General features: G+C 59.6%; 22 protein-coding genes. 3 read left to right on the plus strand and 19 right to left on the minus strand.

All coding sequences use genetic code 11. From position 1 onward, the window contains the following. Window positions 1–33: 33 nt before the first annotated feature. The 11 genes from QP922_RS05390 to ruvC all read right to left on the minus strand — a co-directional run bounded on the left by QP922_RS05390 (window position 34) and on the right by ruvC (window position 13,424). Window positions 34–585, minus strand: a complete 552-nt coding sequence (locus QP922_RS05390) for a DUF421 domain-containing protein (RefSeq protein ID WP_070671996.1) — start codon at window positions 583–585, stop codon at window positions 34–36. A 114-nt stretch (window positions 586–699) separates the two neighbouring features. Next, window positions 700–2,859, minus strand: coding sequence for a bifunctional metallophosphatase/5'-nucleotidase (locus QP922_RS05395; RefSeq protein WP_284808228.1), 2,160 nt, complete (start codon window positions 2,857–2,859; stop codon window positions 700–702). 169 nt (window positions 2,860–3,028) lie between these two features. Continuing rightward, window positions 3,029–5,323, minus strand: coding sequence for a RelA/SpoT family protein (locus QP922_RS05400; protein ID WP_284808229.1), 2,295 nt, complete (start codon window positions 5,321–5,323; stop codon window positions 3,029–3,031). 34 nt (window positions 5,324–5,357) lie between these two features. Then, window positions 5,358–5,912 carry an adenine phosphoribosyltransferase gene (locus QP922_RS05405; protein ID WP_284808230.1) on the minus strand — a complete coding sequence of 185 codons (555 nt, stop codon included), beginning with the start codon at window positions 5,910–5,912 and terminating at the stop codon, window positions 5,358–5,360. Continuing rightward, window positions 5,909–7,522 (minus strand): ABC transporter substrate-binding protein, encoded by a 1,614-nt coding sequence (locus tag QP922_RS05410; RefSeq protein WP_284808231.1) that lies wholly within the window; start codon window positions 7,520–7,522, stop codon window positions 5,909–5,911. The genes QP922_RS05405 and QP922_RS05410 overlap by 4 nt, the downstream gene beginning before the upstream one ends. A gap of 3 nt (window positions 7,523–7,525) precedes the next feature. After that, window positions 7,526–8,662 (minus strand): protein translocase subunit SecF, encoded by a 1,137-nt coding sequence (gene secF / locus QP922_RS05415; protein WP_284808232.1) that lies wholly within the window; start codon window positions 8,660–8,662, stop codon window positions 7,526–7,528. Window positions 8,663–8,665: 3 nt separating this feature from the next. Continuing rightward, complete coding sequence (gene secD, locus QP922_RS05420; RefSeq protein WP_284808233.1) at window positions 8,666–10,561, minus strand: protein translocase subunit SecD; 1,896 nt, start codon at window positions 10,559–10,561, stop codon at window positions 8,666–8,668. A gap of 162 nt (window positions 10,562–10,723) precedes the next feature. Next, a complete protein-coding gene (gene yajC / locus QP922_RS05425; protein ID WP_070672010.1) occupies window positions 10,724–11,056 on the minus strand; it encodes a preprotein translocase subunit YajC in 333 nt (110 codons plus the stop codon). 39 nt (window positions 11,057–11,095) lie between these two features. Continuing rightward, on the minus strand, window positions 11,096–12,181 hold the full coding sequence (ruvB, locus tag QP922_RS05430; RefSeq protein ID WP_284808234.1) for a Holliday junction branch migration DNA helicase RuvB: 1,086 nt from the start codon (window positions 12,179–12,181) through the stop codon (window positions 11,096–11,098). Between the two features lie 13 nt (window positions 12,182–12,194). Next, window positions 12,195–12,800 carry a Holliday junction branch migration protein RuvA gene (ruvA, locus tag QP922_RS05435; RefSeq protein ID WP_284808235.1) on the minus strand — a complete coding sequence of 202 codons (606 nt, stop codon included), beginning with the start codon at window positions 12,798–12,800 and terminating at the stop codon, window positions 12,195–12,197. A 9-nt stretch (window positions 12,801–12,809) separates the two neighbouring features. Beyond that, complete coding sequence (gene ruvC, locus QP922_RS05440) at window positions 12,810–13,424, minus strand: crossover junction endodeoxyribonuclease RuvC (protein ID WP_070672018.1); 615 nt, start codon at window positions 13,422–13,424, stop codon at window positions 12,810–12,812. A 104-nt stretch (window positions 13,425–13,528) separates the two neighbouring features. Between ruvC and QP922_RS05445 the strand changes: the two genes are divergently transcribed. Beyond that, window positions 13,529–14,227 carry a nitroreductase gene (locus QP922_RS05445; RefSeq protein WP_284808236.1) on the plus strand — a complete coding sequence of 233 codons (699 nt, stop codon included), beginning with the start codon at window positions 13,529–13,531 and terminating at the stop codon, window positions 14,225–14,227. Window positions 14,228–14,239: 12 nt separating this feature from the next. On the opposite strand, the gene QP922_RS05450 is transcribed toward QP922_RS05445, so the two are convergent. Continuing rightward, window positions 14,240–14,995, minus strand: a complete 756-nt coding sequence (locus QP922_RS05450) for a YebC/PmpR family DNA-binding transcriptional regulator (RefSeq protein ID WP_070672020.1) — start codon at window positions 14,993–14,995, stop codon at window positions 14,240–14,242. A gap of 113 nt (window positions 14,996–15,108) precedes the next feature. Then, window positions 15,109–15,975, minus strand: coding sequence for an acyl-CoA thioesterase (locus tag QP922_RS05455; RefSeq protein ID WP_284808237.1), 867 nt, complete (start codon window positions 15,973–15,975; stop codon window positions 15,109–15,111). A 105-nt stretch (window positions 15,976–16,080) separates the two neighbouring features. Here QP922_RS05455 and QP922_RS05460 point away from each other — a divergent pair, with 105 nt between their 5' ends. Both QP922_RS05460 and QP922_RS05465 read left to right on the plus strand, forming a co-directional pair. Continuing rightward, the gene (locus QP922_RS05460) at window positions 16,081–16,563 is read left to right on the plus strand and encodes a DUF3817 domain-containing protein (RefSeq protein WP_284808238.1); all 483 of its coding nucleotides are present in this window, start codon (window positions 16,081–16,083) and stop codon (window positions 16,561–16,563) included. Window positions 16,564–16,633: 70 nt separating this feature from the next. After that, window positions 16,634–17,812, plus strand: a complete 1,179-nt coding sequence (locus tag QP922_RS05465; protein ID WP_284808239.1) for a glycosyltransferase family protein — start codon at window positions 16,634–16,636, stop codon at window positions 17,810–17,812. Here QP922_RS05465 and QP922_RS05470 read toward each other — a convergent pair. The 6 genes from QP922_RS05470 to thrS all read right to left on the minus strand — a co-directional run bounded on the left by QP922_RS05470 (window position 17,809) and on the right by thrS (window position 23,675). Then, complete coding sequence (locus QP922_RS05470) at window positions 17,809–18,267, minus strand: hypothetical protein (protein WP_284808240.1); 459 nt, start codon at window positions 18,265–18,267, stop codon at window positions 17,809–17,811. The genes QP922_RS05465 and QP922_RS05470 overlap by 4 nt on opposite strands. Continuing rightward, the gene (locus tag QP922_RS05475; protein WP_284808241.1) at window positions 18,268–19,386 is read right to left on the minus strand and encodes a glycosyltransferase family 4 protein; all 1,119 of its coding nucleotides are present in this window, start codon (window positions 19,384–19,386) and stop codon (window positions 18,268–18,270) included. It abuts the gene before it with no gap. Window positions 19,387–19,404: 18 nt separating this feature from the next. Next, complete coding sequence (locus QP922_RS05480; protein ID WP_284808242.1) at window positions 19,405–20,310, minus strand: phosphatidylinositol mannoside acyltransferase; 906 nt, start codon at window positions 20,308–20,310, stop codon at window positions 19,405–19,407. A gap of 38 nt (window positions 20,311–20,348) precedes the next feature. Then, window positions 20,349–20,975 (minus strand): phosphatidylinositol phosphate synthase, encoded by a 627-nt coding sequence (gene pgsA / locus QP922_RS05485; protein ID WP_204099980.1) that lies wholly within the window; start codon window positions 20,973–20,975, stop codon window positions 20,349–20,351. Then, on the minus strand, window positions 20,968–21,546 hold the full coding sequence (locus QP922_RS05490; RefSeq protein WP_284808243.1) for an ATP adenylyltransferase: 579 nt from the start codon (window positions 21,544–21,546) through the stop codon (window positions 20,968–20,970). The genes pgsA and QP922_RS05490 overlap by 8 nt, the downstream gene beginning before the upstream one ends. Window positions 21,547–21,611: 65 nt before the next feature. Next, complete coding sequence (gene thrS, locus QP922_RS05495; protein ID WP_284808244.1) at window positions 21,612–23,675, minus strand: threonine--tRNA ligase; 2,064 nt, start codon at window positions 23,673–23,675, stop codon at window positions 21,612–21,614. Between the last annotated feature and the right edge of the window lie 48 nt (window positions 23,676–23,723).

Consider the following 23,723-nt stretch of genomic DNA (forward strand, 5'->3'; position numbering starts at 1 on the left):
TTGACGGGTGCGTCCGTGTTGTCGGAAGCTGCCCTAATTGTTGGAGCCGTCCTCTTCGACTTCTTCGATGCGCTCGGAACCGAGTACGTCTTTGAATACAGAGGCGTCGACGAGCTGGCCTCGTCGAATGACTGAAATGTGTCCTGTGGGTTCCAGGATCATCAGCTGCACGTCGTTGCGGCGGCCAAGACCGGCTTTGCGCACCGCCGAATTAACGTCTCGCTCCGTGATGTGGGCGAAAACCATATTGTCTTCCTGCAGCTCCCCCTTATAAACCAGCAGAACAGGGCGACGGTCAATAAACTTCGACCACTTAACAAACTGTCGGAAGGTACCGAAAGCCGCCTCGAGAAGCATGAGGGTAAAAAGGCCAATGATGCCGGCCGCGAGCGTCGGTGGGTTGCCGATAATTACGCGGCCAGCGACCGCGCCGAACATAATAATGATGACCGCATCCGACGCCGTCATGGACGTGAGCACACGGCTGCCAAAGAGCTTGACCAGAATCATGAAGGCTAGGTAAATGCCGAGGGTCGCGAACATCACCACTGGAATGCGGTGAGGTTCGATACCCAGCTGATACATCGCTTCGCGTCCAAAAAGCCTCAAGGTCTCCACGACGCTCTACCTTACCTTTTCCTGTCAATCGCCCATTGAAAAAGCCCACACCGAAGTGTGGGCTTTACTAAAGATTCTGTCTTAGATGTTGAACTGCTTGCGCAGCTGCTCAATCATCTGCTTAATTGGGGCCGGAAGAGCGTTAGCAGCAAATCCGACGGTAGCCAGAGCGGTTGCGATTGCGGCTGCAACAGAGGCGGTGATACCCAAGCCAAGGCCCAGGCCGAAGGAAGAACCATCGAACTTGGAGCTAGCTTCCTTGGACGGCTTCGGGTCAACAGTCGGCTCAGTCGTCGGCGCCGGGGTCTCAGACGGCTTGTCCTCAGCCTTGCCTTCCAGGGTAACCGGAAGAACAGCCTCAGTGCCGGCATCAGTGGTGATGGTCAGCTTCTGCTCGCCCTCAAGACCCTCCGGGATGGTGAGCTTGACGGTTGCGCGACCGCGCTCGCCGAAACCAGCGTCACCGTCCTGCGCAGCGTTATCGATATCAGCCTCAACGGTAGCGTCACCAAGCTTGACGGTAGCCTTCTTTGCCTGCGGCTCCTCAGCGTTGGAGTAGTTCAGAGAGGACAGCTCCACGGTAATCTCGTTGCCCGGCTTCAGGTCTCCCTCGATGTGAGCGCCAATCTGACCCTGGCTGGTGCGTACCTTCGACTCGCCAGAAGCGATGTAGTCAATCATGGCCTGGGTATCCATGTAACCGACGTCGTTACGGTTCTTGATGGAACCCGGCACGAAGAAGCCGTCACCGCCTTCCTCAGTATCGCTCGAAGCAAGGAAGGAAGACAGAGCAACGCTGTAGTTCTTCTTCGGGTCGATAGGCTCGCCGTCGATAGTGACAGACTTGACGCGCTTGCCCTGCTCAGCCTTCTGGTCATAAACCACGGAAACATTGCTGGACAGGCCCAAAGCCAGGCGCGGGCGGGACTGACCCGGCTTCCACTGATTCTCCAGTGCCTTGATGAAGTCTTCACCGCTAACCTCAGCCGTGATGACGGAGTTGCCGAAAGGCTGGACAGCGAAGATGTCCTTGTAGGTGACGTCGCCTTCCTTGAGGTCAGCGCGAACACCACCGGCATTCATGACGCCAAGGTCGATTTCCTTGTTGGTCTGCTTCGACATAGCGTAGCGCTGACCATCAGCAATGAAGTTGTTGAGGGTGGACTCCACGCCGCGGTTGGTACCAGTATCTTCACCATCGTTAGAACCGCGGTACATTGCCTTTTCAGTGGTGCCAGCGGTCTTGGAGCCCTCTTCGTCAGCTACCTTCTTGGCCTCGGCGACAACGGAGGCAACCTCTGCATCATCCTCCAGCCCCTGGAGAAGCTCAAAAGTCTCTGCATCCGCAACGTCGTACTGGGTGAGATCGACCTTGGTGATCTTCTTCTCAGCCTTGTCGAAGGTGATGTCGGCGTCGTTAAGCACCTTGCCGTACTCGTAGCCCTGTGCCCAGTACAGCGGCAGTGCGCCCTCACGGGCGACCTCGCCCTGGGTCTTCACGTGGGTGTCGCCGCCGAAAAGCAGGTCGACGTCCTTGTTGAAGCCCTCTGCAAATTGCTGTGCGTCCTCGTGCATGAGTGCGACAACAACGTCGGCCTCGCCGGATTCCTTCAGACGGGTGGCTTCCTCATTCGTAGCCTTAACTGGGTCGGTGAACTCAATGCCCGGAATGGCGGCGGCGGATACCTTGAACTTGGTGTTCTCAGTGACGGTGCCGACGAAGCCGATCTTCACGCCATCGACTTCCTTCACGAAGGAAGGCTCGAGGAGAGGCTTGCCGTCTTTGGTCACGTTCGCACCGATGATCGGGAAGTCAGACTCCTTGACGATGCGGTCCATCAGGTCCTCAGTGCCCTTGTCAAACTCGTGGTTACCCACGGCAGTGACATCGAGGTTCATGGTGTTGAGGGCCTCGTTGGTGTACTTATCCCCAGAAATAGCCGATACGAAAGCGGAGCCGCCCACGTTGTCACCGGAGGACGTCAGAGCGTACTCCTGGTCTTTGTTGACGTACTTGATGAGGGCAGCCATGCGGGCAGCGCCCATCTCGGTGTAACCGCTCAATTCCTTAGTGTCCTTGTCAAACTTCTCAGCCAGCTCGAGGTGGCCGTGGAAGTCAGTGAAGTTGGTGACGGAAATGGTCACCTGGTCGGCCTCAGCGGCGAACGCAGGCGCGCCAGAGACGGCAACGGCGGTAACGGTGGTGGCGGCCAGTAGCTGACCAAAGCGACGGAAATTCACGGGAGTCTCCTGGGTATGAGAGGAATCTTACTCTCGTGTTTATAACGCATCGGTCACAATGACGCAGTGCTTCACGACGCCTCCACCAGCCCCTTCACCCAACATTCATCCACGCGTTACCCAGGGGACAGCAAGGGTTTAAGCTCGACCCCCTGACGGGGGTAGAGACCTATGCGGTTACGCGGTAAACGTCAAAGACGCCTTCGGTATTGCGCAGCGTGGTCATGAGCTGGCCGAGCTGCTTGGTATCAGAAACGGAGAAGGTAAAGCGAACGGTGGCGATATGGTCGTCGCCCCGGTTTGAGGTCATGGACAACACGTTAAGGCTCTGCTCACTAAAGATGCGGGTGAGTTCAAACAGCAAGCCTTGACGGTCGAGGGCCTCGAGCTGAAGAGTGGCGGAGAAAGCACCTGAGGATTTAGGTCCGCCGGCCCACTCCACCGTCATCATGCGTTCCGGCTCGGACTTGAGCTTCTCGGCGTTGGTGCAATCGGCGCGGTGGACGGAGACTCCCCCGCCGCGGGTAACAAAGCCGAAGATGGCATCACCCGGGACAGGCTGGCAGCACTTAGCTAGCTTCGCCATGACATCGGGGCTGCCTTCCACGAGGATGCCCGTACCCGTGGCGGAGTCCTTGGTGTGCTGTGCACGGGAGTTCTCAATCTCGCTGAGCGGGGTGCGGGAAGCCAAGGCATCAACGGCATCGTCCTGGTCGCCGAAGAGCGCCATGAGCTGATTGGCCACGTGTTGCGCAGAGACATGTCCCGCACCAATCGCGGTGTAGAGCGCATCGACGTCTGGGTAATGCAACTGCTCAGCTACCTGCTTCATAGAGCTAGCAGTAAACAGGCGGTGCATGGGCAGGCCCCCACGCTGGACCTCGGCGGCGAGCGCGTCGCGGCCAGCCTCAAGGTGCTCTTCTCGACGCTCTTTGGCAAACCACTGCCGGACCTTCGTTTTCGCACGAGGTGAGACGAGGAAATCCTGCCAGTCGCGCGATGGGCCCGCGTTCGGGTCCTTGGAGGTAAAGATCTCTACCTTGTCACCAGATTTAAGCTCGGATTCAAGGGCAACCAGTTTGCCATTGACCTTAGCGCCAATACACCTGTGCCCCACCTCCGTGTGCACCGCGTAAGCGAAGTCAACCGGAGTGGAACCGGCCGGAAGATTCACCACGTCCCCCTTGGGGGTAAAGGCGAAAATCTGCTTGGTGGTTAGGTCATAGCGCAGCGAATCGAGGAACTCGTTGGGGTCGGCGGCTTCCTTCTGCCAGTCGAGTAACTGGCGCATCCACGCCATCTGGTCCACTTCTTCTTGGTGGCCGGAGTTCTTTCCCTTGGTTTCCTTGTAACGCCAGTGCGCCGCCACACCGAATTCGGCGTTGTAGTGCATCTCGTGCGTGCGCACCTGGACTTCCAGTGTGGATCCACCTGCTGCAATCACCGTGGTGTGCAAAGACTGGTACACGCCAAAACGCGGTGAGGAGATGTAGTCCTTGAAGCGTCCCGGAAGCGCCTGGTAGAGCGAGTGCACAACACCGATGGCGGCATAGCAGGAATTGATATCATCGACCAAGATGCGGATACCCACGAGGTCGAAGATCTCAGCAAAGTCGCGGCCGCGCACGATCATCTTCTGGTAAATCGACCAGTAGTGCTTCGGGCGGCCCATGACTTCGGCTTCAATGCCGTTGTCTTTGAGGGCTTGGCCTACCTGAGCCGTGATCTCTTTGAGCGCGCGGTCGCGCGAGGGGGCGCGGTCCGCCACCATGCGGACAATCTCGTCGTACTTCTTGGGATACAGGATCGCGAAAGCCAAATCCTCCAGCTCCCACTTCACGCTCGCCATGCCCAGGCGATGAGCCAAAGGCGCAATAACATCAAGGGTTTGGCGCGCCTTCTTCGCCTGCTTTTCCGGCGGAAGGAAACGCATCGTGCGCATGTTGTGGAGACGATCGCACACCTTGATGACGAGTACACGCGGGTCCGTGGCCATCGCGACGATCATCTTGCGAATCGTCTCGGCCTCCGCAGCGGCACCGAGGGCAACCTTGTCGAGCTTCGTGACACCGTCGACAAGCCGGGCGACCTCCGGACCAAAATCTCGGGTGAGGTCCTCCAAGGAGTAGTCGGTGTCCTCCACGGTATCATGGAGCAACGCCGCGGCCACCGTAGTGGTATCCATGCCGATCTCCGCAGCAATCGTTGCCACGGCCAACGGGTGGGTAATGTAGGGCTCTCCAGATTTGCGGAATACGCCCTCATGCAAGCGCTCGGCCGTCCGATAGGCATTGTTGAGAAGCTCAGCATCCGCCTTCGGGTGAAACTCCCGGTGAATCGACATCAACGGGTCCAGTGCCGGATTGATCTTGACCCGGCCACCGGTCAACGACCTTGCTAGACGTGCGGACATACCGCGCACGCCGCTCGGCCGCCATGCAGCCTTGTCCTGCTTTTCAGTCATGTATGCCTCCGCACAATCGCTTAGGCATACAAGCTTAGTCCGCCGCCCCCATCTGGTTCAGCACAACCAAGGGTGTTCCTTCGAGGCGTTGACGTCCCTGCAATCCGTTGACCTCCAGCACGACGACGTTGCCTGCGACCTCAGCCCCGGCTGCTTCAAGCAGCATTTTGGCGCCATACAGGGTGCCGCCGGTGGCGAGGACGTCGTCGACAAGCACGATGCGCTTGCCTTTAATGTCAATACCACTATTCGGAATCTCCAGGGCCGCTTTACCGTACTCCAGCTCATATTCCTGAGTAAGCACCGGCGGCGGCAGCTTTCCCTTCTTACGGATGGCCAAGATTCCCATCTCAAGCTTGTAGGCCACGGCGGAGCCGAGCAAGAAACCACGTGCATCCAACCCGCCAACCATGTCGGCGCCCAGTTCCTTGCAGGCTTCCGCTAAGCCATCGACCACGGCAGTAAAAGATGCAGCATCCGCCAGGACCGGGGTGAGATCCTCAAACAGGATGCCTTCCTCTGGGAAGTCCTGGACCAGGCGAACCTTGTCTTTCAAGGCTTGTGCTGCTGCGGCGTAAATTTCGCTCACGACTCTTCCTTTGCTTCGGTTTCTTGGTTTCGGGTATCACTCCAGCGGTCGAGATTCCACCCGATGCCGGCAGGGCCAGTGTAGGGCACCACGCCCGAAACAGCGCGGTCAACGATGAAACTCCGGGGCTGGGCCGATACCGGGATCGACGGCAACTCCTCCCAGAGCTGTTGCTCCAGCTCGCGCAAGGCACGCGAATTCTTCACGCTGGATGTCGGGGCAGAGTATTCGCGCAACGGGTCCACGGGACCTAAGTAGACATCGATGCCGGGAAGTCCAGTGGTAGGGTCCGCAGCAAGATCGGCGCGAGTAACGCGGTCTCCGGAGCGATCCTCAATGGTAATTCCAGAAGGCTCGCACACTGCACGGAGTTCCTCCAACATGGCCTCGTAGCGTGGATTGGGGGCCAAGTACCCCACGCCGATGGTGGTCCCTGCCAGGCCTCCTGCGACCGCTGGCTCAATGGGCACCCTGCTTATCGACGCCATCTGCGCCGCCACCGGATCATCGTGCGGTACGGTGCGAACGTGGACCGCGGGAACCTCCACTCCCGACTGCCGGCTGGCTGCGTCCGCAAGGCGCTCGGTATCCACGCAAGCAGCGAAAGCCTGACGTGCCCACGGCTGAGAAAACAGCCCAGCGTCGGAGAAGCTAAAGGTATCGGTAAGGGTACCGACTACCGGAGTGACGTCGAAAGGATTACCTTCAGCATTGCGATCCAACCAGGAGGGTTCCTTGAGGTGGGATTCTGCAACGCGTAATTCATCGGACTCGAGAAGCGCGGTGGCCTCGGCAGTATCGGGCCAGACCACGACCTCCTCGAGCTCAGGCTTGTCGCCGTAGTAGGAGTCATTGGCCTTTAACACGACGGCGCCCGAGTCTTCCACGCGGTCGATGACATAGGGGCCAAAAGACACCTGCAATTCGGGGTCAAAGTGCCCAGGTTCGGTGGAAAAACCGTCGCGCCAGATCTGGGCCACCTGCTCAAGCATCGACGGATCCTGTGCGTGCAATGCGGCGTTGAGTTCCTCCACGTTCAACCCTGAGCGTTGCGCAATCGCATGTGCAGGAAGAACGGTGCCGGGGCCGAAAAGATACCGCCAGCGCGAACCAGAATCAGGGTTGAACCAGACCGTGAATTCCTTTGACTCTGGAGCGCACTCCATCGCGGCGATATCCTCTACCAACGGCAGGCGAGATCCGAAGGTTTGGTTAAGCAGGCCCGCGGTATAGGACAGCAAGTAGTCATCGCACGTGACCGGAACATCATCAGAGAACTTAGCCTGGTCCGTAATCTTGAAATCCACGTGTGCACCCGGATGCTCCGCATCGGAGGGGTAATACTCAGCGTGGATCAGATCCGAGTTCGGAATCATTTGGCCGGCTGGCCCTGGGACGTACATCGCTGGATATATGCGGCTAGCAAGCTGTGACGCGCCCATGGCATCACCCCACGGCGTTGCCGCGTTGGTGCTGGCCAAGCGGACATCGGTGAGGAGGTCGAAAGAGGGGGTTGGGGGGACGTCGTCAAGCGCTGCGTCCCGGCCTTCCCCGCATGCGGAGGCGGTTACTGCTACTGCGAGCAGTGCCGCCCCTAATGAGTAACGCATGATTTAGCGCCCGGGGCGCCACGAGGCGCCGCCAGACTCCTCGGTACGGGGCTGCGATGCCTTTGCCGGGGACGCCACGGTGCGAAGGGACTTCTCACTGGAAACGTTAGTGTCTACTGCGTGCGAGCCCTCCGCCCGGTAGGCCGCTACAACCTCGTTGTGCTTCTTCACACTCTTGCGTCTGTTAGCCAAGGTCACGAGCAAGGTAGTGGCGAAAAAGATGGAGGAGAAAATACCCTCGATGACACCGATGAACTGAATCAGCGCGAGGTCACGCAAGGTGCCGATACCCATCAGCCAGATGGCGACGATGAAGAGCGCGATGATGGGCAGTGCGGAAATCACGGACGTCGAAATCGAGCGCATGACCGTTTGGTTAATGGCCAGGTTGGTGAGCTCGGCATAGGTCTTGGAGCGTTGGCCTTCCAGGCCGGTTGTATTCTCGTCCACCTTGTCAAAGACGATGACGGAGTCATAGAGGGAGAAGGTCAGCACGGTCAGCAGACCGATAATGACCGCCGGGGAGACCTCAAAGCCGAAGAGGGCGTAAATACCGGCGATAAAGACACCGTCAAAGATGAGCGCGAGAATGGCGGCAAATGCCATGTCGCGCTGCAAACGCACGGCCACGTAGATGGTTGCCACGACGAAGAAGACGAGCATGGCGATGATCATGCGCTGGGTAATCGATGAGCCCCAGGATTCGGAGACAGTGGAGGAACCGATGGCATCGGGGCTTGGCGTGCCGGTCTCATCTTTGACCTGGAACTTTTCAAAGATGGCCTGGCGTGCCTGGTTCACCTCTTCTGCGGAGAGGCGCTCCGAGGTGACCTCGAGGGTTTCGGAGGAACCCGCGCCGACAATCTGCACCAGTTCTGGCTCGATGCCGGTGGACTCGGTGAAGGTCTCTTCAATCTGCTCTGTGGTGAGGTCGCCTGCCGGCATGGTGAGTTTGGTGCCGCCCTCGAAGTCGAGGGACAAGGTAAAGCCACGGATGGCAATCGCCAGGATCGAGGCGATGAGAAGAACACCGGCGATGGTGTACCAGGTCTTGGAGCGACCAACGAAATCGAATCCGCCCTCATCCTCGTAGAGGCGGTCCATGCGGGAAATCTTGCGAGTGGTGGTATCGACAGCCATGGTTTATTTCTCCTCGTCCGTAGCAGTCGCGATGGGCTTGGCGACGCTCCCCTGAGCATCCCCAGCGGTAGTGTCAGCCTTCTCCGTCTTCTTGGCGTAGTAGCCGCGCTCTCGGCGTTCCTCCACCAGATTGTAGATGCCGCCCAGGCCATTCATGGAGGGCTTCGCATACATTGGGCGGCGGCCAACGATTTGCATGAGCGGAGCCATGACTAGGAAGGACACGAGGAGGTCGAAGACGGTGGTCAGACCCATCGTGAAGGCGAAGCCCTTGACCTCGCCGATAGCCAGGAAGTAAACCACGACCGCACCGATGAGTGTCACAGCATTACCGGTGACAATCGTCGAGCGCGAACGCTCCCATGCGGTACGGGTAGCGGAACGGAACGTACGGCCCTCCAGCAACTCATCCTTGATGCGTTCGTAGTAGACCACGAAGGAGTCGGCCGTTGCGCCAATACCGATGACCAGACCAGCCATGCCAGACAGGTCAAGGGAGTAGCCAATCCAGCGGCCCAGGAGAACCAGGGCGCCATAGGTCAGCACGCCCGTAACGACGAGTAGGAAGAGCGACACCCAGGACAGGGCACGGAAGTAGTAGATGGCGTAGGCAGCAACGAGGATAAAGCCAACGATGCCGGCGATGAGGGCAGCTTCGAGCGCGGCCTTACCCAGTGATGGCGGCACCGTCTCGACCGTTCCGCCGGACTCGCCATTAGCACCGGTAAAGGACAGCGGCAGCGCACCGTAGCGAAGGTTATTCGCGAGCCCCTGGGCTTCCTCCTGGCTGAAGTCACCAGTAATGGAGGTAGCTGAGCCCACCGGGGTTGGGCCCTGGATAACCGGAGCAGAAATCACAGCGGAGTCCAGAGTGATAGCGACCTGCTTGTGCAGGTTCTCCTGAGTCAGGGTGGCCCAGGTTTGGGAACCGTTGGGGCCGGTACCCGTCTTGAAGGCAAAGCCGATCTCCATCTGACCGGTCTGCGGGTTCAGACCACCGGTAATCGGCGCGTCGGTATCAATCTCGTTACCGGTCAAGCGGGTGCCGTTAGGGTCCGTGATGCCGTCGAGAAGCGGGGCGGGGTTCAACAGGTAGGGCTGCTGATTAGAGTAATCACAGGCCACGAGCGGCTTAGCCGGATCATCGGTGCCAGCCAGCGCGTCCGTCTCGGCGTCACAAGACATCAGGCCCAGTGCCGCGGTCTGCGCGGTCGGGTCCTCCGACTGACGGTCCTTGAGAAGCACGTCGTTGACCTTTTCGCGGCGCTCAGTCTCCTCCACGGAGTTAGCCGGCTCCGGCAGCGGCTTCTCAGTCACGGTAGGAGCCTTGGACTTCTTGTCGTCCTTCTTCTTTGCGTCCTCGCCCTCAGCGGCAGGGTCGTTCGCGGAGTTGAGCGCCTCGTGGATAGATGCCAGCGCCTCATTGGCGTGCTCCGGGGTAGAAATGCCGTATTTGACCCAGCGGTTGGCCATGTCCGTCATCGTCTTCTCCAGCTTCCCCAGGTCCGGCATCGGCTGCTCGCCTACCGGGCGGAAGAGAAGTTGGGAGGTCTGGCCCACTGCCTGGGCCTGGGAGGCATCCTCACCCGGCACGGTAATGACCAGGGTGGAACCGTTGATGACGACCTCAGAGCCAGAAACACCCATGCCGTTCACGCGCTGCTCCAAAATGGTGCGCGCTTGCTGCAACTGCTCTTGGGTTGGCTCCTCGCCTTGGGGCACGAGGGTCACTCGGGTACCGCCCTGCAGGTCAATACCCAGCTTAGGTGTGGCCGACTTGTTGCCGGTCAAGAAAATGAGGGCATAAATCAGGATGACAATGAGCGCGAAGAGCGCCAGCGCGCGCTTGGGCCATTGCCGTTGGCTGGTGTTGACACCGCCACGTTTCGATGCGGACACAAAGATCTCCTGTGTTGTGAGGAACAGGGCTAAAACTCAAAGGTCATGGCGTCGATGAACGCACCATGACTAAAGCACAGTCCATCATCGTACGTCATGGACTGTTGTTTTCCTTAACAGGCTTAAGGTGAGGCGCCCGCGATGTGACGAGCGCAACTAAATTTAAAGCTTGGGAAAGCGCTCGTCGTTGTCGTCGTTGGCCGTCGTATCGGCCCCCGCCACACCCTCGGCGGTATCGGCAGACCGCACAATCGCCATGGTGTCGAAGGTCATGACGGTGCCGTCCTTGACACGCAGATCAATCTGCTCGCCATGCTTCTCGACGACCGTCCCGTGCAAGCCACCTGCCGTAATGACGTTCTGGCCGGGAGTCAGGGAAGACTGCAGCTCCTTCATCTGGTTCTGACGCTTGCGCTGTGCGCGCATTGTCATGAAGCTCGGCAGGATGACGAGGACAGCGAGGACGAGAAGAAGAACTAGTTGAGTACCATTCATAAGTGGCTAGTGTGCCAGAAACCCTGCCTGACGGGCCAATTAGAACAACCCGCCGCCGAGCGCTCCGTCTGGGGCTTCAAGGCCCAGATGCTGCCACGCCGCCGCGGTGGCAACACGGCCACGTCCGGTGCGGGACACCATGCCAGCGCGCACGAGGTAAGGCTCACAGACTTCTTCCACGGTGGAGGGCTCCTCACCCACCGCAATAGCCAAGGTATTAACACCGACGGGCCCGCCGCCGTGGCCTTTAATGAGGGCTTCGAGGACAGCTCGGTCGAGACGGTCGAGTCCACGCTCATCGACATCGAAGACCTCTAGCGCTCCTTGTGCCGCCTCAACATCAATATGACCGTCGCCGTTCACCTCGGCATAATCACGCACACGGCGCAGCAAACGGTTCGCAATGCGCGGGGTACCGCGAGAGCGCGAGCCAATCTCCACGGCGGCATCCGGGTCAATATCGACATCGAGGATGGTCGCCGCGCGCGTAATGACCTTGGTCAAATCCGCGGTGTCGTAGTACTCCATTTGCGCGGTGAAGCCGAAACGGTCACGCAACGGGCCGGTGAGCATTCCGGCACGCGTCGTGGCACCTACCAAGGTGAAGGGCGGGATCTCCAAGGGAATCGACGTAGCACCAGGGCCCTTGCCCACGATGACATCGATGCGAAAATCCTCCATGGCCATGTAGAGCATTTCCTCTGCGGGCCGCGCGATGCGGTGGATCTCGTCGATAAAAAGGACATCGCCTTCCATCAAATTCGACAGCATCGCTGCCAAATCTCCCGCTCGTTCCAGTGCCGGACCGGACGTCATGCGCAAAGAGGTGCCCAGTTCCTGGGCAATAATCATCGCCATGGTCGTCTTTCCCAGACCCGGCGGCCCGGAGAGCAACACGTGGTCCGGAGTTACCCCGCGATTCTTCGCGCCGTTGAGCACGAGTGAGAGCTGTTCGCGCACCTTAGGTTGGCCAATGAACTCATCAAGAGACTTCGGGCGCAGGGAGCGTTCAATGTCGTGCTCTCCCTGCTGCTCTATCGCATCGACGTCCTGGTTACGCTGCGGTGGGGCAGACAGATTCATCCCGTCAGGGAGCTTGAATTCAGTGCGTTCTACATCAGACATGACAGCCGCTCTCCTACTTCTTCGCGCCCAGCTGGCTCAGCGCTGCACGCAACACAACCGGTGTCGCCGCATCAGGCTGCTCCGCAGCCACGGCCTCAACAACGGGACGTGCGGCCTTGTCGCTAAAGCCAAGGCCCACCAGTGCTTCGACAACATCGTCCACAACGGGGCCGGTGGCTGTGGGGGCGGCCGGTGGGACGTCGGAAAGCGCCGGCGCAAAACCTGACACCTTGTCCTTGAGCTCCAGCACGAGGCGTTGCGCCATGCGCTTGCCCACGCCCGGAATCTTTTGCAGGCGCGCGGACTCCTCCCCCGCAATCGCCTGTGCCAAATCCCCAGCGCCCATCACGGACAAGGCCGCCAGCGCCAGCTTCGGCCCCAGCCCAGACACCGTCTGCAGCACATGGAACATATCGCGATCATCGGTGCTGGTAAAGCCATAGAGTGTCATGGAATCTTCCTTGACCACCAACGTTGTCATGACCTGGGCTTCTTCCCCACGCTGGAGAGTTCCCAGCGTCGTCGGCGTGGCCAGCACCTTATAACCCACACCAGCGCACTCGAGCACGACGTGATCAAGCTGGATATCAAGGACGGTTCCGCGCAGGGACGCAATCATGGCTTTTCCTTACTTCGTAGTAGTTGAGGGCGTACGGGAGACCGATGCTGTGCGGGGCGAGGTTCCCCGTACCCCGCTGGTGCGCGCGCCGGCGCCTACCCCGGCACTGGGATCACTGCCATTTACCCACGCCAATGCCGGAGCGCGCCAACAGTGGCACACCGCTAGCGCCAAAGCATCGGCCGCGTCCGCCGGCTTCGGAGCTTCACTGAGCCCCAGGATACGGGTAATCATGGCAGTCATCTGCTTCTTGTCCGCGCGCCCGTTTCCGGACACAGCCTTCTTCACCTCCGACGGGGTGTACATGTGCACGGGGATGTCTCGCTCGGCCGCGGCAAGGACGAGAACGCCCACTGCATGGGCAGTCTGCATGACGGTGGAGACTTCACCGCGTTCGAATACGCGCTCGAGAGCGACCACCTGTGGTTGGTAGTCATCCATCCACTCTCGCACAGCCACTGAAAGGCGCTGGAGACGCTCTCCCAAATCCTTATCGCTGGGCGTGCGCACAACTCCCACGGCAATGGGGATAACCGCGCGCCCACGCCCTGCTTGGACAACGGACAGACCGCAGCGCGTTAGACCTGGGTCAATGCCCATTACGCGCAAGCCTTCCAAGTTCACCGCGGCCTCCTTACCGTGTACCACCACGAGCTAGTGTACACACACGTGTTCTACACCCTCCACCGCGGTTCGCTCTCATGATTAAAGCGCGTACAGTGGCCCGCATGTCAACACATTCACAAGAATTGTCTGATTTCATCCGCTCCCGCCACTCCCCGCGCGCGTTCTTACCGGAGCCCCTCCCAGTTGAGGTCATTGAGCAGGTGCTTATCGACGCCCAATCCGCCCCCTCCAACTCCAACACCCAGCCGTGGAACGTCCACCTCGTGGGTGGCGAGAAACTCAAGGAGTTGAGCGCGGAACTCATTAAGGAGTTCGATACCAACGGCCTCAACCCGGATTTCACCATTGACTACGGTAAGGGAATTCACCCCAAGCGCTCCCAGCACTTGGCTGCAAAAATGTACGGCCTTATCGGCATCGCACGCGAAGACGCCGAGGGCCGCAAGGAATTCGTGAGGGAGAATCTGCGCTTCTTCGGCGCACCCCACACCGCATTACTGTTCATCCCACCCTTGGGTGACCGCATCCGCGCGTCCTTCGATCAGGGTACGTACGCAGAAAATTTCCTGCTTTCCCTAACAGCACACGGCTACCACGGCGTGCCGCAGGGCATGGTGTCTTTGCTCGCGCCCACCGTCCGCGACTTCCTCGGCGTGGATGAGGACCAGAAGCTAGTGACCGCCATTACCTTCGGTAAGGCCGATGAGACTAGCCCGGTCTTCAACACCAATCCGGGCCGCGCACCACTGTCCGAAACCGTGACGGTGCACGGCATCGACGGCCTGGAGTTGAGGAAGTAGTCAGCGCCGAGGTTAGTCGGCGTCGAGTTCAGCGAGGACCTCGTCGCTCAAGTCCATGTTCGTGTAGACGTTCTGGACATCGTCGGAGTCCTCGAGCGCATCGATGAGGCGGAAGATCTTGCGCGCATCGTCTGCCTGCAGCGGGACATCAACGGAGGCGCGGAAATCGGTATCGGTGTCATCAACCTCGATGTCTGCCTCGACCAGCGCCTCACGCACGGCGGTGATATCGCCGGGAGCGCAGGTGATTTCGAACTTCTCGCCGTTATCATTGACCTCTTCGGCGCCTGCCTCCAGAACAGCGAGGAGGATGTCATCCTCACTGAGCTCGCCCTTCTCCACGTAGACCAGACCGACGCGGGAGAACATGTACGCCACAGAGCCAGATTCGCCCAAGTTACCGCCATTCTTCGTCATCGCGGTGCGCACTTCTGTCGCCGCACGGTTGCGGTTATCCGTCAGACACTCGATGAGCATGGCGACGCCATTCGGGCCGTAGCCCTCATACATAACGTTTTCCCAATCAGCACCGCCGGCCTCTTCGCCGGAACCGCGCTTGCGGGCGCGCTCGATGTTGTCATTAGGAACAGAGGCCTTCTTAGCCTTCTTAATCATGTCATCGAGGGTCGGATTAGCAGCGGGATCGCCACCGCCGGTGCGTGCCGCCACCTCGATGTTCTTAATCAGCTTGGCAAATTCCTTGCCGCGCTTGGCGTCGTTGGCAGCCTTCTTGTGCTTCGTCGTTGCCCATTTGGAGTGGCCTGACATGTCATCCCTTTCGAAGTGGCTGTGTGAAACTGGTGCAATTATACGGCCCTGCCGCCGCCAGCATTACTCGGGGTGCCTCAGCCACCAATACGGTGTCTGCTGACGCGGTCGGCTCAGACGTTCTGCCAATTGCCGTTGGCGGTCGAGCCGTCGACGTCCTCCCGCATCGTTCGGGTCAACCCCTCCTGCATTGCTATGCCGACCAGTTCACCGCGTTGGTTAAAAATCTTGCCTTGTGCCAGACCAGTACCGCAATGTGCTGAAGGAGACGATTGGGAATAGAGCATCCATTCATCTGCACGCACTGGGCGCAGGAACCACAGGGAGTGATCAAGACTCGCCAGCTGAATGCGGTCACCCTGGTGCGGGAGGAGAGCAGTGCGGATTAGAGTCATGTCCGACATGTAGGCCAGTGCGGCCTGATGGAGGGCCTGGGAGGGGGCGTCGGCAAGCGCGGCTCCCGTGTTACGGAACCAGATATTCCGAAACCCCGCGCCCGTCGTTTCCGCAGCGGTGGGATCACGATCCTTTTCCGGGACAAGACGCACGTCCCAATCTTCCCACTCCTTCAGAATGATGCGCGTGGCGTATGGTGACTCCGTAATTGTCTCCGGCGCGGGCACCACCGGCATTGGATCTTGGTGCTCCGGACCAGTGTCGCCGTTCTTATGAAAGCTGGCGATGAGTAGGAAGATAAGGCGCTCATCCTGAAAGACGCGCACGTGCCGGGTGGCAAAAGAGCGGCCATCGCGCACACGCTCGACGTGGAGAGTTGCCGGTTGGCTCGAATCCCCCGGCCCCACGAAGTAGCAGTGCAGTGAATGGGCCAGCTTATCTTCGACGGTGAGCTGCGCGGCGTAGAGTGCTTGCGCCATGGTCTGACCGCCAAAGGTGCGCTCAATGCGGGAAGGCACAACAGGGCTGCGGAAAACATCCTCACCTACCTGCTCGATATCGACCGCCTGTGCCACCGATGCCATGCTGTCATCCTCCTCATCTGTTCCTTATGGCGCGCACCACACTAACCTCGTCCATCCTACTCACAGGGTTCAACTCCTACGGAGTTAGTGCGTAGTATGTTCCGCATGACGTCAACTACCCCACACAGCGTGCACCGCGTGGCCGCCTATCTGGAGATGTTTACATGGGCGCTACTCATACTCTCCATGATCCTCAAGTACTCCGGCACCACCGAGGCACTTACCCCTTGCGCGGGCGGAATCCACGGTTTTGGTTTCCTGTGCTTCTTGCTCATGACCGCTCTGGTGTGGATTAATAACCGCTGGCCAATAGGCATTGGCATCCTCGGTTTGGTAGTGACCGTTATTCCGTTCGCTGCGCTGCCCTTTGCTATCTGGGTATCCAAGCGCGGGTTCGTTGATGGGCCGTGGCGCTTTGCCGACGATGCGCAGCCGCAGGGCTTCTTCGACACGATTCTCGCGCAGGCCGTGCGCCATCCAGTGCGCACCGCCATCATTGGCCTCATTGTCGTAGCCATAGTTTTCAGCATCCTTCTGATGCTGGGTCCACCCGTCGACGTTGAGTCCGCCATTGAAAACAATCGCTAAAGTACCCGCCGTCTGGGCTGGGTGGGCTATTGCCCGCGTCCTGCTCATTTCCATGCTCCTAGGCAATAGGATGCCAAGCGGAGACCTCAACTACTACCTCGAAGGCGTCTACGGCGACGATGGTTCCGCGATGACGGAATACCCGCAGCCGGGCACGTGGCCAAGCGTTGTCCTGGCATGGCTTACCGGGGATAACGCCGATAACTACCGCGTGGCCTTTACGGTCATGATGCTGCTAGCTGACGCCCTCTTCCTCGCTCTCCTCCTCCGTAACAATGACGGTCGGCGCTCTGTGTTTGCCGCCGCATGGTTCTGGGTTTTCTTCGGCACGGCGGCCGGACATGTCTTTGTGTGGCGCCTTGACTTGTACCCAGCGCTCCTCGTCGCCGGCGCAGGCGCGCTCCTCGCTACTCATCCACGCATAGCGTCTGCGCTCCTCGCGTGGGCCACCACCGTTAAGCTCTGGCCGGGCGTACTGGCCGCGGGCCTGGTAGGGGCTGCTCGCTCACATTCAACCTGGCAACGCCTAGCCGCATTCTGTGGAACTATTGTCGGAATATGCCTGGCTGTTGCAGCGCTGACCAGCGTGGATAGGCTTGTGTCTCCCCTGTCCTATCAGGAGGAGCGGGGGCTTCAGATCGAGTCTCTTGCGGCTACGTGGCACGTTCTTCAGGCGCACCGTCACCCGGAGACGTGGGAAATAGGTTATGCCGCCTCCAAGAGTTATGAAATCACCGGCCCTAGCGTAGATACTGCCCTAGCGCTCAGCACCATCACCATGGTGTGTGCCCTGGTGTGGATGGTCGCTGTGGCCGCTTCTCGTTTCCTGCGAGGTGGCTGGGATGCTCATTCCACCGTTGTCTTCTTTGTTGCCGCAATTCTTCTGCTCATTGCAACCAATAAGGTCTTCTCACCGCAGTACATCGTGTGGCTCGGCCCCATCCTCGCGGTAGCTGTCCGCGCGGAGATTCCCCGGGAGACACCAGAAGAAAAACGGTTGGCGCCCGACCGCACTGGGCTGCGCGCCATCATGGCCATTCTCGCGGTAGCCGCTGCAGCACTGGGGACGTATATCTATCCCTATGGTTATGACTACGTATGGCTTCACCTAGGTGAGAATCTGCGGCCGGTCTACGCGCTTGTGGTGCGCAACCTGCTGATTCTCAGCATGACTGTGACCGCCCTCATGTGGCATCGCCTTGAATTCACCGCCGCACGTGCCGCGGAGCGGTCAGCACGAGCAGCTTAAACGTCGATCTGGCTGAGCTCGAAAAACTCCGGAAGCTTGGCTGTGCCACCCAAGCGCAGCCACTTCACCGCTGGACGCAGGCGTAGTGCGCGGGTATCGCTCACAGCCTCGTTGTAAAAGCGGTGAGCAAGGTGGATGCGCCCTTCGGCGTCGGCAAGCAAGGCAGGGCGGGTATCAAAGCGCTGCGCAATCGCTGCAGATAGCTCCCGCTCACGCGTCGTGCGCTCATCGAAATGACCCTGGGTCAAGTCCGTGGACTCAGCGCGCGCCGCAAGGTGCTCGAGCTCCGGAGCAAGCGCACTGACCACCGCCGCTCTACGGTCGAGGGTAGCCTCAAGCTGCGCGAGGGCCGCGTCGGTACGGATGTGTAGAGAGTTGAGGCGCTGTGCCGTCAACAGTGCCCACATGGCGATAACGAGCACCACGCCTAAGACAATGACGAGTTCAATAGCCATCTATTTCACCCGTACCTTCGTTCCATCAGCCACAGTTTCATAGACCTGCATCACGGCTGCGGCAACGTGGTCCCAGTCGTACTCACGAGCGCGTTGCTCGCCTGCCCGAGTCAAGGCCGCGCGCTTGTCGGGACTTCTCACGAGCTCCTCAAGCACTCGCGCAAGGTCCGTAACGTCCCCGTTGCGGAAAAGCACGCCCGCGGGAGAATCCGATTCGATATTGCACACCGCGGCAAAAGCCTCAAGGTCTGAGGCCACCACAGCACATCCCGCCGCCATAGCTTCCACGAGCACGATGCCGAAACTCTCCCCTCCTGTATTGGGGGCAACATAGATATCCGCTCGCCCAAGGATGGCGGCCTTCTCCGCATCGCTAACGCGGCCAACGAAGTCCACGCCGGGAACACTACGTGGGTGGCCACCGCCCATGACAGTCACGCGCACCTTCTCGGGAAGAAGTGTGAGGGCCTCAAGCAGAATGTCCAAGCCTTTGCGCGGTTCATCAAGTCGCCCCAAGAACACGATTTCCACTGGTTCCTCGCTACCACCTTCGCGGCGCTGTGCGTTGTCTTTAGCTTGCGCGCGTTCGCGGGCATAGACCGAGGTATCCACGCCATTCGGGATAAGAACGGGATCGCCACCCAACTGCTCCACCTGCCAGCGCCGCGCCATCTCAGACACGGCAATTCCGCCGCGAATCTTTTCCAAGTACGGGCGAAGCATAGGTTTGACCAAGGTGAGAACCAGCGAACTCGAGGCGGACGCATGGTAAGTCGCCACGATGGGCCCCTGGACCATAGCCAACGCTGCCATGGAGTAGCTCGGCGAATTGGGTTCGTGGATATGAAGGACGTCGAACTGCCCCTCCCGGATGAAACGTTTAATATTGCGGCCCACGTGCGGACCGATAGCGAGGCGGGCCACGGATCCGTTATAGGTAATCGGGATTGCCCAGCCGCCTTTGTGGACAAAGCTAGGCACCTGCGTGCTTGACGCCGCCGGCCCCAACACCTGCACGTCGTGCCCCTGCTCGATGAAGACAGTAGCCAGGTCAAGGATGTGGGCCTGAACTCCGCCGGGCTCGTCAAAAGAGTAGGGACAGACAATACCGATGCGCATGATGGGTCCTTCTCTTGCCTACTTCCTGTCTAGTTGCCTGCGGCGACGACGTTCAACGTCCGCATTCCACTGTGGCTGCAGCATGTGCCAGTCTTCCGGATGCTCACGGATATTCTCGGCAAAGCCGTCCGCCATCCGTTGGCAGGTTTCCTGCAGCGTTGTGACCTCTATTTCAGGGCTCACGGAAAGCCCCCAGCCATCGCCGTCGAAGTAGGAATGCACGACATGCAGCGCCGCACCAGTCTCGATGGCCAATTGGGCCGGGCCAGCCGCCACGTTAGCCTCCTCCCCCATGAAATCCACGGTGACGCCGGTGCGGGTAAGGTCCCGTTCAGCCAGAAGGCACACAACACCGCCACGCTCTAAGGCGTCTTTGAGACGCGGGAAAGGTGAGGACGAGGCTCCGGTCAAGGGCAGGACGGTGAAGCCGAGGCTCTCACGGTAGTCCACGAAGGCGTCGAAAAGCGCCTCCGGCTTCAGTCTCTCCGCCACCGTGGTGAACCCTCCATAGTGGTTCACACAGAACACACCTGCCATGTCCCAGTTTCCCGAGTGCGGCAAAGCGAAGATGACTCCACGGCCGGACGCGATGGACGCATCCGAATGTTCTTTGCCTTTCATTCCAGCGAGAAGCTGCTCATGTAAGGACGGGTCCGCGTGAATGGCAGGCAGGCGAAAAGCCTCAAGCCAATAGCGCATATAGGATCGCATAGAGTCCCGCACCAACGTCCGGGTGACATTCTCTGGGCCCACCACACGGCTGAGGTTCTGGCGTAGCTGTTCCATCCCCGCACCATTGTCGCTGGCATAGTCGGCGCCGCGTTCAAACAACCACGCAGCAACCGGCTGTGGAAGATAACGCACAATCTTCCAGCAAGCAATATATGCGGCAGCAGTAAGGTTCTCCCGATTCACACGTGCCATGGTAGATGCTCCCTCCTTGGGAATGGGGGCTTAAGGGTCTACAGGTCCTTCATAAACCGAGATGTGGTGTCTTGGCGTGCTGCCTGACGCATGCGCTGGTAGATCGTGAACACCGACCCCACGGCCAGCAACCACAACGCAATCTCCAGCGCATAGGGAACGCCGAGCCCCTCGAGGCCCACGCCACCCAGGCCGAGGATAAGGCGTTCGGGGCGTTCGACGAGACCGCCGACCATCTTAAAGCCGGAAGCTTCTCCACGGGCCTTGACATAAGAGATGACCTGGGAGCTGACCAGCACAATCATGCAGGCGGCGAAGTTCAATGGATGGGCATTGTCAATGTAGACCATCCAATAGGCAATGGCGGCGAATAGTGCGCCGTCGGTGATGCGGTCACATGAGGCATCCAGCGTTGCGCCAAACTTCGATCCGCCAGTAGTCAGGCGAGCCATTGTGCCGTCGAGCATGTCGAACGCAGAAAACAGGCCGGACAGAATAGCAGCAGCAAAAAGGTGATCGAGCGGGATAAGGATGACCGAGATGGCGATGGTGACGATGGTGCCCACCACGGTTACCGCATTCGGGGTCAAGCCCATCTTGAGAAAGAGCTTGGCCACCGGTACCACGACCACGGCGGCGGGCTTGCGCCCATGAACACTAAGCATGTGCTTCTCCTGGAATGAGTCCCTCGTCAGCGAGCTCCGCCCACCCCTGTGCGAGCAGAGAGCGGGTGTCTTTGAGGAGCTGCGGCAGCACTTTAACTCCATCCACAATAGTCATGAAATTCGAGTCTCCACTCCAGCGCGGCACAATATGCATGTGGAGATGCTGACCCACAGATCCTCCCGAGGCGCGTCCCAGGTTAAACCCAGCATTGACCGCGTCAGGGCCCGAAACCTTTTTGAGAACCCGAATGGCAGCCTGGGCAAAGCGGAAAAGTTCCTGGGACTCTTCTTCGGTGAGATTCTCAAGCTCAGATTCTTGACGGTACGGGATGACCATCATGTGGCCTGCGTTGTAGGGATACAGATTAAGCACGCAGTACACCAGCTCACCGCGAGCCACGATGAGCCCCTCTTCGTCCGACATCTGCGGAATTTCAACGAAAGGATTACGAGCGGTCTTGGGCACGTCGCCGGCACCGCCCTCACGCTTGATATAGCTCATGCGGTACGGCGCCCACAGGCGCTCCAAGCGGTCGGGGGTTCCCAGGCCGGTATCGACGTACTCTTCCACTCTGTGTTTCGTCCTTTCTGTGGGGTCTAGGCTCCCCTGCCTGACGTGTCGTCTCGGAAAACTGTTTAGACGCGCTCGACGATGCTGTCCTTGGTTGGCTGTTCGTTGTTGCGCTCGCGAACCCACGCCTCAATGACATCCACAGCGGTTTCCACTGGCACGCCGTTGACCTGGGTGCCGTCGAGGAAACGGAAGGACACCGCATTGGCTTCGACGTCGCGCTCACCGGCCAAGAGCATGAAAGGAACCTTTCCGGTGGTGTGGTTGCGGATCTTCTTCTGCATGCGGTCATCAGAGGTATCCACGTCAGCGCGCAGTCCACGCTTGCGCAGTTCGGCGCAGACCTCCTCCAGGTGCGGCGCAAAAGTATCGGCAACTGGGATGCCCACAACCTGGTGCGGGGCCAGCCAGGCCGGGAAAGCGCCAGCGTAGTGCTCAAGGAGCACACCAAAGAAACGCTCAATAGAACCGAACAGGGCGCGGTGGATCATGATGGGGCGCTGCTTGGTGCCGTCCGACGCCGTGTACTCCAGCTCGAAGCGCTCCGGGAGGTTGAAGTCCAGCTGCACGGTGGACATCTGCCAGGTACGGCCGATGGCATCGCGTGCCTGCACAGAAATCTTCGGACCGTAGAAAGCCGCGCCTGCTGGGTCCGGGACCAAGTCGAGGCCAGACTTCTCTGCTACCGACTGCAGGATCTTCGTCGAGCGCTCCCAAATCTCATCCGAGCCAACGTACTTGTTGGGGTCCTTGGTGGAGAGCTCGAGATAGAAGTCATCCAGGCCGTAATCCTTGAGCAAGGAGATGATGAACTCCAGCACCTTGGTCAGCTCCTCTTCGAGCTGCTCGGGGGTGCAGTAGATGTGGGAGTCATCCTGGGTAAAGCCGCGCGCACGGGTCAGGCCATGGATGACGCCGGACTTCTCGTAGCGGTAAACCGTACCGAACTCGAAGAGGCGCAGCGGCAGCTCACGGTAGGAGCGGCCACGCGAGGCAAAGATGAGGTTGTGCATCGGGCAGTTCATCGGCTTGGCGTAGTAGTCCTGCGGCTGCTTGGTGCAGTTGCCGTCCTCGTCCCATTCGCCGTCGAGCTGCATTGGCGGGAACATACCGTCTGCGTAGAAGTCGAGGTGACCAGACTTCTTGAACAGATCACCCTTGGTCAGGTGCGGGGTGGAGACGAAGGAGTAGCCGTCCGCGATGTGGCGGCGGCGGGAGTGCTCTTCCATCTCCATGCGCACGGTCGCACCATTGGGGTGGAAGACCGGGAAGCCGGAGCCAATCTCATCCGGGAAGGAGAACAGATCCAGCTCCGCACCGAGGCGGCGGTGATCACGCTTTTCTGCCTCCTCAACCATGGTCTTGTAGGACTCAAGCGCTTCCTTGGATTCGAAGGCAGTGCCATAGATACGCTGAAGACCGGCCTTGGTCTGGTCACCACGCCAGTAGGCGGCAGAAGAACGCGTCAGGGTGAAGGCCGGGATGTACTTGGTGGTTGGAACGTGCGGTCCACGGCACAAATCAAACCACTCCACCTCACCGGTGCGTGGGTTGACGTTGTCGTAGTGGGTCAGATCCCCGGCACCAACCTCGGCGGCCTCATCGGAATCTGGATCTACGTTGCCTTTGTCCTGAACCAGCTCCAGCTTGAAGGGCTCGTTGGCCAGGGCCTCTTCGGCCTCTTCGGTAGTAGCGTAGACGTGGCGCTCGAAGCGCTGGCCGCCCTTGATGATTTTCTTCATGCGCTTCTCAATCGCCTTGAGATCCTCCGGAGTGAAGGGCTCGGCGGTCTGGAAGTCGAAGTAGAAGCCGTTCTCAATGGCAGGGCCGATGCCCAGCTTGGTGCCCGGGAACTCGGCCTGCACAGCCTGGGCCATGACGTGACCGCAGGAGTGACGGATGACAGCGCGACCATCCTCTTCACAAGCGGCTACGGGAGTGAATTCGGCGTCAGTCTCCGGGGTGTGGGACAGGTCGTAGAGGGTGCCATCAGCACCACGAACAACGACGACTGCTTCGGGGCCCTTGTTGGGCAGGTCATGCTCGCGCATTGCCGCACCCACGGCAGTTCCGGCCGGCACCGTAATCGGCTCATAGTTGACCGGGACTGCTGGAATCATTTCCGCCATGACTTGTTGCGCTCCTTTTGCGCTCACGCGCCGCTCGACATACCTGGC

The organism is Corynebacterium sp. MSK218 (assembly GCF_030232655.1).
Taxonomy (GTDB): domain Bacteria; phylum Actinomycetota; class Actinomycetes; order Mycobacteriales; family Mycobacteriaceae; genus Corynebacterium.

Coding starts and splice junctions, on each gene's coding strand:
- QP922_RS05390 (WP_070671996.1), bottom strand. CDS start 585: ATGTATCAGCTGGGTATCGAACCTCACCGCATTCCAGTGGTGATGTTC.
- QP922_RS05400 (WP_284808229.1), bottom strand. CDS start 5,323: ATGACTGAAAAGCAGGACAAGGCTGCATGGCGGCCGAGCGGCGTGCGC.
- QP922_RS05410 (WP_284808231.1), bottom strand. CDS start 7,522: ATGCGTTACTCATTAGGGGCGGCACTGCTCGCAGTAGCAGTAACCGCC.
- secF (WP_284808232.1), bottom strand. CDS start 8,662: ATGGCTGTCGATACCACCACTCGCAAGATTTCCCGCATGGACCGCCTC.
- yajC (WP_070672010.1), bottom strand. CDS start 11,056: ATGAATGGTACTCAACTAGTTCTTCTTCTCGTCCTCGCTGTCCTCGTC.
- ruvB (WP_284808234.1), bottom strand. CDS start 12,181: ATGTCTGATGTAGAACGCACTGAATTCAAGCTCCCTGACGGGATGAAT.
- ruvA (WP_284808235.1), bottom strand. CDS start 12,800: ATGATTGCGTCCCTGCGCGGAACCGTCCTTGATATCCAGCTTGATCAC.
- QP922_RS05445 (WP_284808236.1), top strand. CDS start 13,529: ATGTCAACACATTCACAAGAATTGTCTGATTTCATCCGCTCCCGCCAC.
- QP922_RS05450 (WP_070672020.1), bottom strand. CDS start 14,995: ATGTCAGGCCACTCCAAATGGGCAACGACGAAGCACAAGAAGGCTGCC.
- QP922_RS05455 (WP_284808237.1), bottom strand. CDS start 15,975: ATGGCATCGGTGGCACAGGCGGTCGATATCGAGCAGGTAGGTGAGGAT.
- QP922_RS05460 (WP_284808238.1), top strand. CDS start 16,081: ATGACGTCAACTACCCCACACAGCGTGCACCGCGTGGCCGCCTATCTG.
- QP922_RS05465 (WP_284808239.1), top strand. CDS start 16,634: ATGCCAAGCGGAGACCTCAACTACTACCTCGAAGGCGTCTACGGCGAC.
- QP922_RS05470 (WP_284808240.1), bottom strand. CDS start 18,267: ATGGCTATTGAACTCGTCATTGTCTTAGGCGTGGTGCTCGTTATCGCC.
- QP922_RS05475 (WP_284808241.1), bottom strand. CDS start 19,386: ATGCGCATCGGTATTGTCTGTCCCTACTCTTTTGACGAGCCCGGCGGA.
- QP922_RS05480 (WP_284808242.1), bottom strand. CDS start 20,310: ATGGCACGTGTGAATCGGGAGAACCTTACTGCTGCCGCATATATTGCT.
- pgsA (WP_204099980.1), bottom strand. CDS start 20,975: ATGCTTAGTGTTCATGGGCGCAAGCCCGCCGCCGTGGTCGTGGTACCG.
- thrS (WP_284808244.1), bottom strand. CDS start 23,675: ATGGCGGAAATGATTCCAGCAGTCCCGGTCAACTATGAGCCGATTACG.